17 protein-coding genes are annotated in these 14,807 nt (G+C 66.5%); 4 read left to right on the plus strand and 13 right to left on the minus strand.

The genetic code is table 11. The features are described 5' to 3' along the window. The 3 genes from VB737_RS10645 to yidD form a co-directional block, all read right to left on the minus strand. The coding region (locus VB737_RS10645; protein WP_500312842.1) for a Mur ligase domain-containing protein at window positions 1-243 on the minus strand (243 nt) is incomplete at its 3' end. 55 nt (window positions 244-298) lie between these two features. Next, window positions 299-565, minus strand: a complete 267-nt coding sequence (locus VB737_RS10650) for a glutaredoxin family protein (protein ID WP_323243505.1) — start codon at window positions 563-565, stop codon at window positions 299-301. After that, window positions 565-897, minus strand: a complete 333-nt coding sequence (gene yidD / locus VB737_RS10655; protein WP_500312844.1) for a membrane protein insertion efficiency factor YidD — start codon at window positions 895-897, stop codon at window positions 565-567. The genes VB737_RS10650 and yidD overlap by 1 nt, the downstream gene beginning before the upstream one ends. A 46-nt stretch (window positions 898-943) precedes the next feature. On the opposite strand from yidD, the gene rpsD reads away from it, so the two are divergent. From rpsD to VB737_RS10670, 3 genes are all read left to right on the plus strand, one after another. Further along, window positions 944-1,552 carry a 30S ribosomal protein S4 gene (gene rpsD / locus VB737_RS10660; RefSeq protein WP_094585400.1) on the plus strand — a complete coding sequence of 203 codons (609 nt, stop codon included), beginning with the start codon at window positions 944-946 and terminating at the stop codon, window positions 1,550-1,552. An 88-nt stretch (window positions 1,553-1,640) separates the two neighbouring features. After that, window positions 1,641-2,540 (plus strand): hypothetical protein, encoded by a 900-nt coding sequence (locus tag VB737_RS10665; RefSeq protein WP_500312846.1) that lies wholly within the window; start codon window positions 1,641-1,643, stop codon window positions 2,538-2,540. 83 nt (window positions 2,541-2,623) lie between these two features. Then, window positions 2,624-3,385, plus strand: a complete 762-nt coding sequence (locus VB737_RS10670) for a class I SAM-dependent methyltransferase (RefSeq protein ID WP_500312848.1) — start codon at window positions 2,624-2,626, stop codon at window positions 3,383-3,385. Here VB737_RS10670 and VB737_RS10675 read toward each other — a convergent pair. The 7 genes from VB737_RS10675 to VB737_RS10705 all read right to left on the minus strand — a co-directional run bounded on the left by VB737_RS10675 (window position 3,357) and on the right by VB737_RS10705 (window position 10,900). After that, the gene (locus tag VB737_RS10675) at window positions 3,357-5,204 is read right to left on the minus strand and encodes a V-type ATP synthase subunit A (protein WP_500312850.1); all 1,848 of its coding nucleotides are present in this window, start codon (window positions 5,202-5,204) and stop codon (window positions 3,357-3,359) included. The genes VB737_RS10670 and VB737_RS10675 overlap by 29 nt on opposite strands. After that, window positions 5,201-5,884, minus strand: a complete 684-nt coding sequence (locus VB737_RS10680; protein ID WP_500312851.1) for a hypothetical protein — start codon at window positions 5,882-5,884, stop codon at window positions 5,201-5,203. Before VB737_RS10680 ends, VB737_RS10675 begins: the two co-directional genes overlap by 4 nt. Before the next feature lie 7 nt (window positions 5,885-5,891). Then, window positions 5,892-6,593 carry a hypothetical protein gene (locus VB737_RS10685; protein ID WP_323243511.1) on the minus strand — a complete coding sequence of 234 codons (702 nt, stop codon included), beginning with the start codon at window positions 6,591-6,593 and terminating at the stop codon, window positions 5,892-5,894. A gap of 80 nt (window positions 6,594-6,673) precedes the next feature. Next, window positions 6,674-7,126, minus strand: a complete 453-nt coding sequence (locus VB737_RS10690) for an ATP synthase subunit C (RefSeq protein ID WP_323243512.1) — start codon at window positions 7,124-7,126, stop codon at window positions 6,674-6,676. Beyond that, complete coding sequence (locus tag VB737_RS10695) at window positions 7,123-8,931, minus strand: V-type ATP synthase subunit I (protein ID WP_323243513.1); 1,809 nt, start codon at window positions 8,929-8,931, stop codon at window positions 7,123-7,125. Before VB737_RS10695 ends, VB737_RS10690 begins: the two co-directional genes overlap by 4 nt. After that, a complete protein-coding gene (locus VB737_RS10700; protein ID WP_500312852.1) occupies window positions 8,928-9,530 on the minus strand; it encodes a V-type ATP synthase subunit D in 603 nt (200 codons plus the stop codon). Before VB737_RS10700 ends, VB737_RS10695 begins: the two co-directional genes overlap by 4 nt. Before the next feature lie 5 nt (window positions 9,531-9,535). Further along, the gene (locus tag VB737_RS10705; RefSeq protein WP_323243515.1) at window positions 9,536-10,900 is read right to left on the minus strand and encodes a V-type ATP synthase subunit B; all 1,365 of its coding nucleotides are present in this window, start codon (window positions 10,898-10,900) and stop codon (window positions 9,536-9,538) included. Between the two features lie 313 nt (window positions 10,901-11,213). Here VB737_RS10705 and VB737_RS10710 point away from each other — a divergent pair, with 313 nt between their 5' ends. After that, a complete protein-coding gene (locus tag VB737_RS10710; RefSeq protein WP_323243516.1) occupies window positions 11,214-12,116 on the plus strand; it encodes a polyphosphate kinase 2 family protein in 903 nt (300 codons plus the stop codon). A 24-nt stretch (window positions 12,117-12,140) separates the two neighbouring features. On the opposite strand, the gene trpC is transcribed toward VB737_RS10710, so the two are convergent. The 3 genes from trpC to VB737_RS10725 all read right to left on the minus strand — a co-directional run. Beyond that, on the minus strand, window positions 12,141-13,025 hold the full coding sequence (gene trpC / locus VB737_RS10715; protein ID WP_500312854.1) for an indole-3-glycerol phosphate synthase TrpC: 885 nt from the start codon (window positions 13,023-13,025) through the stop codon (window positions 12,141-12,143). A 1-nt stretch (window position 13,026) separates the two neighbouring features. Continuing rightward, entirely contained in the window at window positions 13,027-14,514 is a 1,488-nt protein-coding gene (locus VB737_RS10720; RefSeq protein WP_323243518.1) for a dihydrolipoyl dehydrogenase, read from the minus strand. A 21-nt stretch (window positions 14,515-14,535) separates the two neighbouring features. After that, a partial coding sequence (locus VB737_RS10725) for a TrmH family RNA methyltransferase (RefSeq protein ID WP_500312856.1) occupies window positions 14,536-14,807 on the minus strand: 272 nt, incomplete at its 5' end.

Here is a 14,807-nt window from a genome sequence, read left to right on the forward strand (position 1 = left end):
GGGCTGGACAGCGGCCGCCGCCGGTCCGATCACCGCCGCCACCGCACCGGCGGCCAGCACCTCCGGCCAGAAGCTGCCGCCATCCACCGCCGTGCCGGGCAGGCCCACGAACAGGGTGCCGGGGCCGACGCGGCGGGAATCGCAGCTGACTCCGCTGACCACCGCCTGGGTCAGGGCGCCGGTGGGGTCGGGCAGCGGCGGCAGGCCCACCTGGTGCAGGAGCGGCTGAAGCAGCGGTGACATGGCGGCGCCGGCGGCGTCCGGCGGGACGAAGCTGGCGCCTGTCCTAGCGTGACCCTCAGCGCACGCCCTGCTTGATCAGCCAGGCCTGCAGCTGGGCTCCCGCCAGTCGGGGGGATACCCGGGGAAGCTCCCGCAAGGGGCCGTCGGCTCCGGCCGCCACCGCCAGCACGGGCACGGCCAGCCCATAGCGCCCCTGCAGGGCCGGATCGGTGTCCACGTCGATCAGCTGCAGGGGCTGGGGGGGATCCAGCGCCTGCAGTTTCTCCTCGAGGCCCTCGCAGAGGCAGCAGCCCTGGCGCGTGAACAGCAGCAGCTCCTGCATCAGTCCGGAACCGGGTCGCAGCCGCAGGGGGTGAAGGGATGGCAGCGGCAGACGCGCTTCACGGTCAGCCAGCCGCCGCGCCAGGGTCCGTGGCGGCTGATCGCCTCAAGCCCGTAGGCGCTGCAGCTGGGGATGAAGCGGCAGCGGGGGCCGAGCAGGGGGGAGATCCAGCGGCGGTAGGCGCCGATCAGGGCCAGCAGCAGGGCAGCCACGGCGGCCGAGAGGGGGGAGGCCGGAGCGGCCGGCAGGGCGCCCTGGAGGAGGCCGGGACCGTCGCCGCCTAGGGTGGGTGGTTGGCGCAGCACGCGCAGGCATCCGGGTAAACCCAGCATGCCGCAGCCGTGACCCTCGCCGTCCCCACCTCCGATCCCTTCCCTTATGTCTCGCTACCGCGGCCCTCGCCTGAGGATCACGCGGCGCTTGGGGGACCTTCCCGGTCTCACCCGTAAGGCCGCCAAACGGTCTTATCCCCCCGGTCAGCACGGCCAAGCCCGTCGCAAGCGCTCCGAATACGCGATCCGTCTCGAAGAAAAGCAGAAACTGCGTTTCAACTACGGCATTTCCGAACGTCAGCTGGTGCGCTACGTGAAGAAAGCCCGTGCCCAGGAGGGTTCCACCGGAACCAACCTGCTCAAGCTGCTCGAGAACCGTCTCGACAACATCTGTTTCCGCCTTGGCCTCGGTCCCACCGTTCCCGGTGCCCGCCAGCTGGTGAACCACGGCCACGTCACCGTGAACGGCCGGGTGGTGGACATCCCCAGCTATCAGTGCAGGGCCGGCGACGTGGTCGCCATCCGCGAGCGCAAGTGCAGCAAGGCCCTGGCCGAAGCCAACCTGGCCTTCCCCGGCCTGGCGAACATCCCGCCCCACCTGGAGTTCGACAAGGCCAAGATGACCGCCAAGGTGGGCGGCCGCATCGAGCGGGAATGGGTCGCCCTCGAGATCAACGAACTGCTGGTGGTGGAGTTCTACAGCCGCAAGGTCTGAGCCCCTTCCCCATCCGAACCCTTCCCAGCCCCCGCTCACCAGCGGGGGCTTTTTGCGGCCTATGATCACAAGCCATCAGAAAGAGAGCATGGACAAACAAATTGTCCTGGTCGCCAATCTTCCCTGTTCCGCAGGCACCTACCTCTTTCACTACATCGCCAAAGCGCTGGATGGGAACGCCTGGCTCACCGGCGAGACCAACCCCTACTCCTACAATCCGCCAACAACGTATTTCCCGGAAGATCCCTTGCATCGGGTTCGCGCCCTGGAGCTGTTCACCAGAGCCGAAGCCCTTCAGGAGTACCAACGACGACTTGATCTGCTCGTCGACAGATTCATCGCCAATCCCGATGCTTCCGTGCTGATGATCCGCGACCACAGCTTCGGCGAAGGCTGGAGATTCCGCCATTTCCCAGATGGTTCCGCCGCACCAAGCCTGGTGGAGATGCTTGGCGACCGCCAGATTCCCCATACCTGCATCTACACCCATCGCGACCCGTTCGACACCTGGCTCGCCATGGGTCGCTCCTTCTCCTCGATGGCGAACGCGTTTAAGCGCATCGATGACTACGCAGACTTTTACTTTCATAGCTGGCTGGCCTGGAGCAACCACAGCCATCCCCTCATCAACCTGCACATCGAGACCCTGGCCCGGCATGAGCAGCGGGAAAGGAACCGGATCCGTTCAGCAGTTCTTGGCGAAGCCGCCGCATCCCGTCTGCAAGCGGCGGAACAACCGATCCAGATTTCTCGCGCCGAGATGGGCTCCGGGGCCAGTGGCCGCCGAGCCGAGCGCCCACGGCTCATGAGGCGCCACCCCTTCACCACCGCAGTCTTCCGCGAAGCCATGCACGCACGGTCGCTGCACCGATTGCGCGAGGCCCTGGGCTATGGCGACCCCATCGCCATGACGGCAAGGACGAGACTCTCCTGCCTGATGCAGGACCTGAAGGCCGCCGCCCGTCGCCTCAAGCAGGGACTCTCCTAAGCCACGCGTTGATGCCCGCGGCCGGCGACATCCGCCGCGGCTAGGTATGGGCGCAGACGGCCTCGTTCTGCGGACCCGAAGCGATGGGCGCCAGCTTCACCGACCACTTCGGATCCGTCTCAGGGGCGTACGCCCATTACCGGCCAACCTATCCGGCGGCCCTGTTCGACTGGCTGGCGGCGGTGGTCCCCGCCCGCCAGCGGGCCTGGGACTGCGCCACCGGCACGGGCCAGGCCGCCATCGGCCTGGCCGCCCATTTCGCCGAGGTGGTGGCCACCGACGCCAGCGCCTCCCAGCTGGCCGCTGCCCGTCCCGCTCCCGGTGTGCACTACCGACTGGCGGCGGCGGAGGGCTCCGGCCTGGAGGCGGACAGCGTCGATCTGGTCACGGTGGCCCAGGCGCTGCACTGGTTTGACCAGCCCCGGTTCTTCCGGGAGGTGGAGCGGGTGCTGCGCCCCGGCGGGGTGCTGGCCGTCTGGAGCTACGGCATCCCCGAGCTGGAGGGGGAGGGGACCGATGCGCTCCTGCAGCACTTCTACGCCGACATCGTCGGCCCCTACTGGCCCCCTGAGAAGGCGCAGGTGGAGAACGGCTACCGCGACCTCGTCCTGCCCTTCGAATGCCTGGAGGCCCCGCCCTTCGCCATGGAAGCCACCTGGACCCTGGAGCAGCTGCTCGGCTACGGCTCCAGCTGGTCGGCCAGCGCCCGCTACCGGGCCGCCCTGGGCCACGACCCCATCGAACGGCTGCGTCCGCCCCTGGCGGCCGCCTGGGGGGCGGCGGAGACACCACGGCGCCTGCATTGGCCGCTGACGATCAAGGCGTCGCGACTGGGCTGGGAGTAGGGGTTGCGGAGAGCGCCTGAATCTGCTGCAGGTAGCTCCGGTAGGTGGGCGAACCGGTGGCGGCGTAATTCAGGTTCCGGTAGAGACCCGTGAGCTGGGTGTAATAGTCCCGGGCGGCCTTCTTGTCGGTGAACGTGGGGTCATGGTGGAGCAGATCGAAGACCAGATCAAAGGAGGTCTTCTGGCGTTCCAGGGGCGTGGTGGAATCCACCGCATCAAAGGCATCCTGCTGCAGATAGACCATGTCCAGGAACAGGGCCTTCTGGAAGACGACGAAATCCTCCAGGCTCACCCCCTCCTCCCCCGTCACCTGGATCATCTGGCTGACCCGGTCGCCCTCCTTGAGCAACCCGTTCATCTCGGCGACGTTGCCCACCCAGTCCGGCGAAAGATGCTGGGAGAACCAGCCTTCCAGCTGCTGGAAATAGCGTGACCAGGACAGCAGGATGTCGACGGCGGGGTAGAAGCGCTTGTAGGCCCGCTCCGCACTCAGCCCCAGGAAGGCCTTGACGGTGCCGAGGGTGCATTGGGTGACCGGCTCCTCGAAATTCCCCCCCGCCGGCGACACCGTGCCGATCATGGTGAGGCTGCCGACGGAGCCATCAGAGGTGCGGATGATGCCGGCCCGCTCGTAGACGCTCTTGATCGAGGAATCGAGATAGGCGGGGAAGGCCTCTTCGCCGGGAATCTCCTCCAGCCGACCGGAGGTTTCGCGCATCGCCTGGGCCCAGCGGGAGGTGGAATCGGCGATCAACAGCACGTTGTAGCCCATCTGGCGGTAGTACTCCCCCAAGGTGAGCCCGGTGTAGATGGAGGCCTCCCTGGCCGCCACCGGCATCGAGGAGGTGTTGCAGATGATGATGGTGCGATCCATCAGCGAACCGCCGGTCTTGGGGTCGGACAGTTTGGGGAATTCGGTGATCGTTTCCACCACCTCCCCGGCCCGTTCCCCGCAGGCCACCACCAGCACGATGTCCACATCGGAATGGCGCGAGATCAGGTTCTGGAGCACGGTCTTGCCGGCGCCGAAGGGGCCCGGGATGCAGCCGGTGCCGCCGCGGGCGATGGGCAGAAAGGTGTCGATGATCCGCTGGGTGGTGATCATCGGCTCCTGGGGGTAGAGCCGCTCGCAGCGGTTCGTCTCCAGCAGCGCCTGGGGCAGGGCGCGCCGCACCGGCCACTGCTGGGTGAGGGTGAGTGGCCGTGGGGTGCCGCTGCCCTCACGGATCCGGGCCACCGCCGTATCGATCGTGAAACTCCCCTGTTGAATCCAGTCCAGGGTGACCGGCCCCTGCTGATCGAAGGGAACCATGATCTTGTGGCTGAAGCGGCCCTCCTGGACGGTGCCGATCACGTCTCCGGCATGGAGGGTGTCACCGATCTTGGCCCTGGGCTGAAACGACCACATCTTCTCCCGATCCAGGGGCGACACATCGGCACCACGGGGCAGAAACGTTCCGTAGCCGGCGGCGATCTGGGCCAGGGGATTCTGCAGGCCGTCGTAGACCAGTCCCAGCAGGCCGGGGCCGAGCGTCACGGAGAGCTGCTCACCGGTCTGCTCCACCGGATCACCGATGCCGACGCCCTTGGTGCTTTCAAACACCTGGGCATCGGCCAGCCGGCCCCGCACCCGCAGAATCTCGGCTTTCAGCTTCTCCTGGCGTGCATCCCCGCGACGCTGCAGACAGATATAGATCACCTCATTCTTGAGCAGGGGCCGTGGCTGTGTCTCCGCCATCTGAATCGTGACCAGATCATCCTGCACGGCAACCACGCTGGCGGGATGGTATTCAACAAAGGGCTCCATGCTGCTGTTCATTGAGATACACCCGAAACAATTTCTCTGTGGCTGCCGAGGCCCGCATCAACGAGCTTCCGAAACCGATCAACGGCAACATCTCCGTTGTAGCATGACCAACGACTGACCAGACTCCAGCGCGCGAGATAGATGATCAGCGCTTCGAAGTCGAACGTATGGCCAGCTCCAAGGCGATCAAGCATGGCCCAGACGACGGAGAACTGCAACTTCTCGAAGCCGATCAGATCGTCCTTCTCCAGCAGGTCATGCGCCTGCCTGACCCAGGGAAAGATCACCTCCAGTTGGAAGGTGGGTGCGCCCCAGTTGCGCTCGATCAAGCCGACCCATTCTCCGAATCCCCAGACCTCCCCGATGGGCGGCTGGGCTTCGCCGCGCCGGCGGCGGCGAAAGGCCGCCACGATCGTGCGCATCTCCAGGCGCTGGGTCACCAGGCGCCGCAGGGTGGGGTTGCGGTTGGCCGCCAGGAAGCGATGGGCCTCCGCGATGAACGCCGGGTCGGTGCGCTCCAGCGGCTGGGACGGCCAGGCGATCAGATTGGCGATCTGCTCGAGGGTCTGAAGATCCGCCGCCTCCAGCAGGCCCAGGCGACTTTCCAGCTTGAGTCTGGAAATCGGCGGTGCCGTCGCTTCGAACAACGACCCGAGCGGCGGCAGGCTGGCCATCAGCACGACGTACTTCATCGGGCCCTCACTTCACCACCCCCTCCAGCAGGGCACGGAACCGGGGCTGCAGGTGGGCCAGCAGGGTCTGGGCGATCGCCGCATCGGTGAGATCGAGAACCACATCACGGTCCACCAGTCGCAGCTTCAGCCCGGCCTGGGATCCCTTCGCCACCCCGAAGCCGACCCCCTCCCGCAGCAGCCCCCGGGCGGTGAGACGCACGAAGCGGCTGAGGATGCCCTGCTCCAGCTCCTCCGGATGCTGGCTGAGTTCGGCCAGACCGGCGATCCGACGCGGCAGCAGCACCTCCACCTGCTGGGACTGGTCGGCCTCCGGGCGGAGCGTGCCGACGATCTCCAGGATCATCCGCTCCAGGATCTCCTGCTTCTCCTGCTCCTCACCGACGAGCTGGCGCACCTCACCGGTGAAGCGGTCGCTGAGCTGGGCCTTGAGCGCCAGGTTGGCGTCGCGGAAGGCCAGCTCCAGGGCCTGCTGACCCGACGTCTGCAGCGATTCAGCCTCCTTGCGGGCCCGATCGACGATCTGTCGGGCCTGCTCCTCGGCCTGTGCCACCAGGGCCGCGGCCTTGGCCCGGGCCTCCTGCAGGAGCGCATCCGCCTCGGCCCGTCCCTTCTCCACACCCTGATCCCGCAGGCGTCCAATCAACTCCTCCACACCCGAGGCCACCGCCAGGGGAGTGTCGTGCCGGAGCTTCTTCGGGTTGGCCATGGGAACTGCCCGGCTGGGGAGAAACGTCGGAAAGGATGGGAGAACGGAGATGCCGGAGCGCGGCCGGCGCTCGGACAGCCCTACTTGGGGATGCCCCCGGCCGCCACCAGGGCGAAGACAAAGGCAAAGACGGCGAACCCCTCGACGATCGCCGCCGGGGCCAGGGACAGGCCGAAGATCTCCGGCTTGGCCTTGGAGCCGGAAATGGCGGAGGCGCAGCACAGCCCCTGGTAGATCGCCGCCATCAGGAAGGCCAGCCCCGACAGCAGGCCGATGCCGAAGAGTCCGCCGGAATTCGCCGGTGTCACCGGCCGGTTGAGGATGAACATCACGACGATGCCGTAGATCGACATCGACGACGGCAGGGCGGAGAGGCCGACGAATCGTCCGTAGCCGCTGCTGACCTCCATCATGGCGCCGATCGCCGCCTGGCCCGCCGTCGTGCAACCGATGGAGGCACCGATCGCCGCCAGGGCCACCGGCGCGTAGATGCCGATCCAGCCCAGGACCAGAATGGTGGTGTCGTTGTTCATGAGGCCGTCTCCTTTTTGCTGAAGGGTGCGAAGGGATAGCCTTCCTCGTCAAGGCTCCAGTTGAAGAATTCGATGAAGTTGAGCCGCAGGCCGTGGACAAAGCCGCTGATGATGGCCAGCAACAGATTGATGCCATGACCCAGGACCAGGATCAGCAGCGCAATCAGCACCCCAAGAGGCACATCGGAGCGGTAGACCTCGGCCGCCAGTTGATTGAACGTCAGGGCCAGAGAGGCACTGGCCAAGCCTAGGGCAAACAGCCGCAGGTAACTCATCACGTCGCCAAAAAGTTTGGAGAGTTCCGCCAGTGAGGACAGCCCGTCCAAGAGACGCAACAGCAGGGCCCCCGGACCGTTGATCGGTCGCTCGCTGCTCAGCAGCAGGATGGTGAGCAGCCCGCCACTGCCGAGGCCCAGGGCCAGATCCCGGGCTGCCGGCGCGGCCCCGCCAAGGTAGAGCGTGAGGCCCGCCAGGATGATCGCGATCCAGCCGATGGGCTTGGCGCGCTCGGCGATCGAAACCCCGCGCACCGCCACGATCCCATTGGCCAGGATCAGATGCAGGCCGCCCACCACCAGCGACACCTTCATCATCGCGTTGAAATCATCGAGATTCAGCACCCGAAGATGGGCCAGGAAGGATCCGGCCGGGGGAGGAGCCCCGAAGTAACTTCCGGCCAGCATCCCGTAGAGCAGCGAGAACAGCAGACCGACCGCCGCCAGGACGCGGAACCGCCGCGAGGACGGCCGGGTTCCCATGCCCCTCCAGAACGTGGCGAGCAGCACACCCAGCACCAGGGCATAGCCCGCATCCGCCAGGATCATGGCGAAGAAAATGGCGAAGGAGAAAAAGACGACGACCGAGGGATCCCAGTCGCGATAGCCCGGCGTCTCATAGAAGGTGACGAGATCTTCCCCGCCCGCCAGCAGATCCGGGTTCGTCATCAAGGTGGGAGGTGAATCCTCCGCCGCCGGACTTTCGGCCCAGCAGGCCAGACCCATCCGCTCGGCAAAGGCGGTGAGTCGGGGCAGGTCATGACGCGGCATCCAGCCCTGCACCTGGATGACGGGACCGAGGTCGGCGGTCTTCTCACCGGCCTGTCGGAGGGCCACCTGCTCATCGGCACGGATGAGGTGCTTGGAGAGCAGAAAGATCCAGCGGCTGAGGGCGACATGCTCGGCCTCGATGTCATCCAGCTCAACATGGGCCCGGTCGAGCTCGGCCCTCAGATCCTCCGGGGACTCGGACCCGACGTGGGACCGCTGGACCGGCAGGAGGGTCTGATCGGGTTCCTGTTCGGCGATCAGCACCACGTAGGCGTGCCTGGGGCTGGCGTGGATCCGCTGCCATGGCAGCGCCAGCCCATCGAGGGCCTGCTGGAAGGCCGCCAGCCGGGAATGGGGCACCCGATAGAACCACAGGCGCAGGCCAGCGAGCTCCTGCCGCTCGGGCAACCGGAAGTTCCCCCAGGGCGCCAGTTCGGCGAGATGGTGGCGCAGCGCCAGAATCCTGTCCTCGGCGACGCGCTTGCGCGCCCGGTTCGCCAGGGCCTTCGCCACCACGGCATCGAGCTGGAAGGTGGGATCGACCTTCAGCGGATAGCGGCGCTGGCGCACGTCCATCAGATAGCGCAGCGCCTCGCGGGCTTCCACATCCGGCTGAGAGGCCGTGAAATCAGCAGGCCCCTCCGCAGCACCCAGGGCCATCAGATGCAGGCAGCCAAGGGATTGCAGACCCTCCAGGACGGCCTGCTTCTCCGCCGCCAGGGCGAAGATCGACACCTTGGCCAGGGCGACGATCGTCATGGCGTCTGGTGCTCCTTCTTGCGCTTGGCAATCTTGGAATTGACCACAGCCGCCCGTTCGGCATCGGCCAGAACAATGGCGATCCTGCGAATGTTCTGCCGTGCCCGCGGAATCAGCACTTTGTCGAACAAGTTGTAGCGTTGGGTGACGATCCGTTCCGCCTGTTCGAGCCGTTCCACGCGGCGTCGGGCCACCTGGATGCGAACGGTCTGCTCCATGGCCTGCTGGAGCACAACCACCAGGGCGTCCACCCAGAACGGCTTGGTGAGGACGCCATAGGGGCTGACCCGGAACGTGAGGCTCTGGAGAACCGGCAGCCGGGTGCCCATCAGATTCTCCTCGCCGATCTCCAGCGTCGCGATCGTCACCAGATCCGTCAGATCGATCGACGGATTGGCGACCATCGGCAGCCTGGCGGCCACATCCGGCTCGATCGCCGCCGCCCTGTCGAGGGCCTCGGCCAGCTGACGCCGGGCCTTCTCCCGCTCCGCCCCGATCTGGCGACGCTTCATGTCCAGCGACGGCAGGACATCCACAAAGGTCCGCAGCAGGGACTTCTCCTTCGACAGGGAAGCCTTGGTGAGCGAGAGCCTGGCCATCGAAGCTACGGGGAGGGTGGCGGGGGCGGCGTCGCCCCAGGGAAGTACTTGTCGATCAGGTCCTGCTTCATCAGCAGCTCACTGGGCTGAAAGCATTCGGCCAGCGTCGTCCAGGCCAGGTCGAGCGCATCCTCGAGGGAGATGTCGACGTTGATGTCCATGAACCTGGTCTTGAACAGGCCGCCGAACTTGATCAGCCGCTGGTCGAGATCGGAGAGCTCGAACGCCATCGCCTGCTTCTGTTCCGCATCCCGCGCTCCGGAGTACAGCCGGATGCACGTGTTCATGATCTGGTTGTGGTCCTCGCGGGTGACCTTGCCGATCACGTTCTGCTTGAGGCGGGAGAGGGAGCCGAAGGGGTCGAGAACCCCATCGTGCAGATAGAACTGGCCTTCCGTGATGTAGCCCGTGTTGTCGGGCACGGGGTGGGTGATGTCGTCGCCGGGCATGGTGGTGACCGTGAGCAGCGTCACCGAGCCGCCCTTGGCGTAGTCGGCCGCCTTCTCGTAGCGGCGGGCCAGCTGGGAATAGAGATCACCCGGATAGCCCCGATTGGCCGGGACCTGGTCCATGGCGATGCTGATCTCCTTGAGGGCATCGGCGAAGGAGGTCATGTCGGTGAGCAGCACCAGCACCCGCTTGCCCTCCTGGACGGCGAACCGCTCGGCCACCGCCAGGGCCATGTCCGGAATCAGCAGGCGCTCAACGATCGGATCGGAGGCCAGGTTGACGAACATGACCGTGCGGGCGAAGACGCCGGCGTCCTCGAAGGTCTGGCGAAAGGCGTAATAGTCATCGAAGATCAGCCCCAGGCCCCCGAACACCACCACATCGGCATCGGCCTGGATGCCGATCCGGGCGAGGAAGGCGTTGAAGGGCTCCCCGGAGACAGAAAAGATCGGAATCTTCTGACTCTCCACCAGACAGTTGAAGACATCGATCATCGGCACATTCGTGCGGATCATCCTGGAGGCCAGAACCCGGCACATCGGATTGACCGAAGGTCCGCCGATGGGCACCTTGGGATCCTCCGCAAGCCCGGGGCCGCCATCGATCGGTTCACCGGTGCCCCGAAACACCCGCCCGAGGATGTTGCTGGAGTAGGTGGCCTCCATCGGATGGCCCAGAAAATGCACCGCCGAGTCGGTGGCCACCCCCTTGGTGCCGCGAAACACCTGCAGTGACACGGAGTCCTGCTTCAGGGCGATCACCTGCGCCAGGGAGGAGGTCCCATCGTGGTTCTGGACCACGGCCAGATCGTTGAACCGGGGCGCCCCATCCGTCTGGGTGGCGTCGGCCGGCACCTCGACCCGGAGAATATCACCGACGATTTCCAGGATCTTCGAATAACTGACCAGGGAGGCGGGCATGGGGAGGGCGACCGGAGGGGCTGGGGCAGGGCCGTCTGAACGCTGGTCTGTTCTCTGCCGTCAGTGTAATCAGCAACGCCGAAAAACCATCGGGATAAGGTTTGTTTTTCATGGCTGCCTTAACCAGATGACGTGGCTAGGGTGAAGGGTTGCGGCAGTCTCCTCGAAGCCTTGACTGGCGGCGAGTCGTGACCCATGCCTGACGAGTGGGCATGAAGAAGAGGCCCAACGCGTGGTTTACGAATGATGGCGACCGGATCCTGGGCCGCAGTCAGGCGACCTAACACTGGAAACGAGGCCAGGAGAGAAGGGAATGGAGAAGCAGGACTTCCTTGAACGCGCCAGAACCTTCGCCAGGCCCTTCCGGATCGAGGATGGAAAGGGTTTCCATCTGAAAGACTTTGATCCTGCCGATACATTGCACCTGGATCAGGAAGACAAACCCCGGGCCCAGGAGGCGCTCACCATGGGGGTGCAGATGCTGGCGCACTTCCAGGATCTGCTCTACGCGCAGGATCGCTACGCCCTGCTGTTGATCTTTCAGGCGATGGATGCGGCGGGCAAGGACGGCACCATCAAGCATGTGATGAGTGGGGTCAATCCCCAGGGATGTCAGGTGACTTCGTTCAAGGCACCCTCCTCGGTGGATCTGGACCATGATTTCCTGTGGCGATCGAACAATGCCCTGCCGGAAAGGGGCCGGATCGGCATCTTCAACCGCAGCTACTATGAAGAAACGCTGGTGGTTCGGGTGCATCCGGAGATGCTGGCCCGGCAGACGCTTCCGGCCGATCGCGTCACCAAGCACATCTGGGAGGAGCGATTCCAGGACATCAGGAACTACGAAACCTACCTCAATAACAACGGCATCATTGTCCGGAAGTTCTTTCTGAACGTCTCCAGGAAGGAGCAGCGCAAGCGCTTCCTCGAGCGCCTCGACCGCCCCGAGAAGAACTGGAAGTTCTCCGCCAACGACATCAAGGAACGGGCGTTCTGGGATGACTACATGGACGCTTACAACGAAACCATCCGCCACACCGCCAGCCGCCACGCCCCCTGGTATGTCGTGCCCGCCGACAACAAGTGGTTCACCCGCATCGCCGTGGCGGCCGCCATCATCGAAACCCTGGATTCCCTGCACCTGCATGTTCCCGAGCTGAGCCCGGAAGGCCGGGCCCAGCTGGAGGCGGCCCGGGCCGTGCTGGAGAAAGACTGAGCCCCGCGCCCACGGGGGGCGGCGTCAGCCGCCGATCAGGGTCTCCAGGGCCGCCGTGACGTCGTCCTGGCGCATCAGCGCCTCCCCCACCAGCACCGCGTCGGCGCCGGCTCCGACGGCCCGATCAAGATCCTGGCGGCTGAACAGGCCCGATTCGCTCACCAGCAGGGCGCCGCGGGCACGCACCTGCTCGCCGAAGCGGTCCATCAGTTGTTCGGTGGTGGCCAGATCCACCGTGAAGCTGGCCAGATCGCGGTTGTTGATGCCGATCAGGTTGACACCCTCCAGCTGCAGCACCCGCTCCATCTCGGCCCCGTCGTGCACCTCCACCAGCACCGCCAGCCCCAGGCCCCTGGCCACCTTGAGCAGATAGGCCAGATCCTGGTCGGTGAGGATCGCCGCGATCAGCAGGGCCGCGTCGGCCCCGGCGGCCCGGGCCTGAAACAGCTGGTAGGGGGTGAGGATGAAGTCCTTGCAGAGCAGGGGCAGCTCCACCGCCTCCCGCACCGCCACCAGCACCTCGAAGCCCCCCTGGAAGAAGCGCTTGTCGGTGAGCACCGACAGGCAACTGGCGCCGCCGTCCCGGTAGCCCCGGGCGATGGCGACGGGGTCGAAGTCCTCCCGGATCACCCCCTTGCTGGGGCTGGCCTTCTTGATCTCGGCGATCACCGCAGGTTTGCGGCAGCTGGCCCGCAGGGCCGCGGCGAAGTCCCGGGTGGGTGGCAGCTCGGCCACCTGCTGTTTGAGGGACTCCAGGCTCACCCGCTCCCGGGCGGCGGTCACTTCCCGGTCCTTCTCCCAGACGATCTCCTCGAGGATGTGGCGGGGGCTCTCCTCGGGGTGGGGCGTGCCGAATTCCAGGTGGGCCACCCGCACCGAGGGGTTGGGGGGCCGGCGACGGATCTCCATCTCAGGCGCCCACCGCCGTGGCCAGGCTGGCGGCCGCCTGCTTGTAGGCCACTTCCACCACCTCGCTCAGGGTGGGGTGGGTGTGCACCTCGCTGGCCAGCTGCCGCACCCCCTGGCGCCGGGCCACCGCATTGGCGATCTCCTGGATCAGGTCGGCGGCATGGAGGCCGTAGATGTGGGCCCCCAGCACTTCGCCGGTGTCCTTGCGGAACAGCAGCTTGAGCAGGCCGTCGCTCTCCAGTTCGGCCAGGGCCTTGGAGTTGGCCTTGAAGTAGCTGCGCACAGCTCCCAGCTCGAAGCCCTCGGCGGCGGCCAGCTCCTTGGCATCCGCTTCCGACAGCCCCACCGAGCTGATCTCCGGGTGGGTGAAGGTGGCGGCGGGGATCGAGCGGTAATCGATGCGGCGGGCGTGGCCAAGGATGTTCTCGATCGCCACCGTGCCCTGGGCGGCGGCGGTGTGGGCCAGCATCATTTTTCCGGTCACGTCACCGACGGCCCACAGGTGGGGCACCGGTGCCCCGTTCGCCAGCACCCGCAGGCCATCGTCGACGGGGATGTAGCCCCGGTTGGTCTCCACCCCCACGCTGGCCAGGTTGAGGTCCTTGCTCACGGGCACCCGGCCGGTGGCCACCAGCACCGCGTCCACCTCCAGGGTCTCCACCGGCTCGCGGCTGGCCATGTCCACCAGTTCGATCTTCACCGGGCAGCCGGGGGTGATCCTGCTGGCCAGCACACCGGAGCGGGCGTCGATGTCACGGCCATCGATCAGGTGGCGGGCAGCGATCTTGGCGATGTCCGGATCGAAGGTGGGCATCACCCGGTCGAGCGCCTCGATCATCGTCACCTCACAGCCCAGGGCCGTGTAGACGTCGGCGAACTCCAGGCCGATGTAGCCGCTGCCGATGATCGTGATCCAGCGGGGCAGCCACTCCAGGTTGATGGCCTCGTCGCTGGTGAACACGGTGCGGCCGTCGGTCTCGATGCCGGGGGGCACAAAGGGATCGGAGCCGGTGGCGATGATCACCTCGCGGGCCGCATAGACCCGCTCCACGCCGCTGGCCTCGCGCACCGCCACCCGCTGGGGGCCGTCGAGGCGTCCCTTGCCCCGCAGGATCGTGGTGCCGGCCCGCTCCAGCGTCTTGGTGAGATTGGTGCGGATCGTGGCCACCAGCTGGGCGGCATGGTCGGCGATCTTCTGGCGCTCGAAGCGCACCGGCGCTGCATGGATGCCGAAACCCTTGAGGTGCTCGGCGTCAGCCAGCTCCCGCACCCGGCCGCTGGCCGCCAGCAGGGCCTTGGAGGGCACGCAGCCCCGGTTGACGCAGGTGCCTCCCATGTCGCGGGATTCGACGATCGCCACCTTCAGGCCATGGTCGGCGCCGTGCTTGGCCGCATCGAAACCGCCATACCCGGCACCGATCACGATCACGTCGAAATCGAACCCGGAGGGAGGGGAGGCGGGTGCTGCGGTCACCGGACGGGGCTGCATGGGTAGCGGCATTCTCCCCTGTCAGGCCCCGGGCCGGCCGTGGGCCTGGCGGGGGCGCTCCAGCAGCAGCAGGGCGGCCGCGGCCGCCACATTCAGCGACTCCACCGCCGGGCTGTGGGGGATCGTCACCCGCCGGTCGGCCAGCCGGGCCAGCTCCGGCGCCAGCCCCGCCCCTTCATTGCCCAGCAGCAGGGCCGTGGGGCGGCACCAGTCCAGCTCCCAGTAGGGCTGGGTGGCGGCGCCCGCCTCGGGCACCACCGCCGCCACCAGCTGCACGCCCCGCTCCCGGACCG

Origin of the sequence: Synechococcus sp. BA-120 BA3 (assembly GCF_034931285.1) — a bacterium.
Taxonomy (GTDB): domain Bacteria; phylum Cyanobacteriota; class Cyanobacteriia; order PCC-6307; family Cyanobiaceae; genus Cyanobium.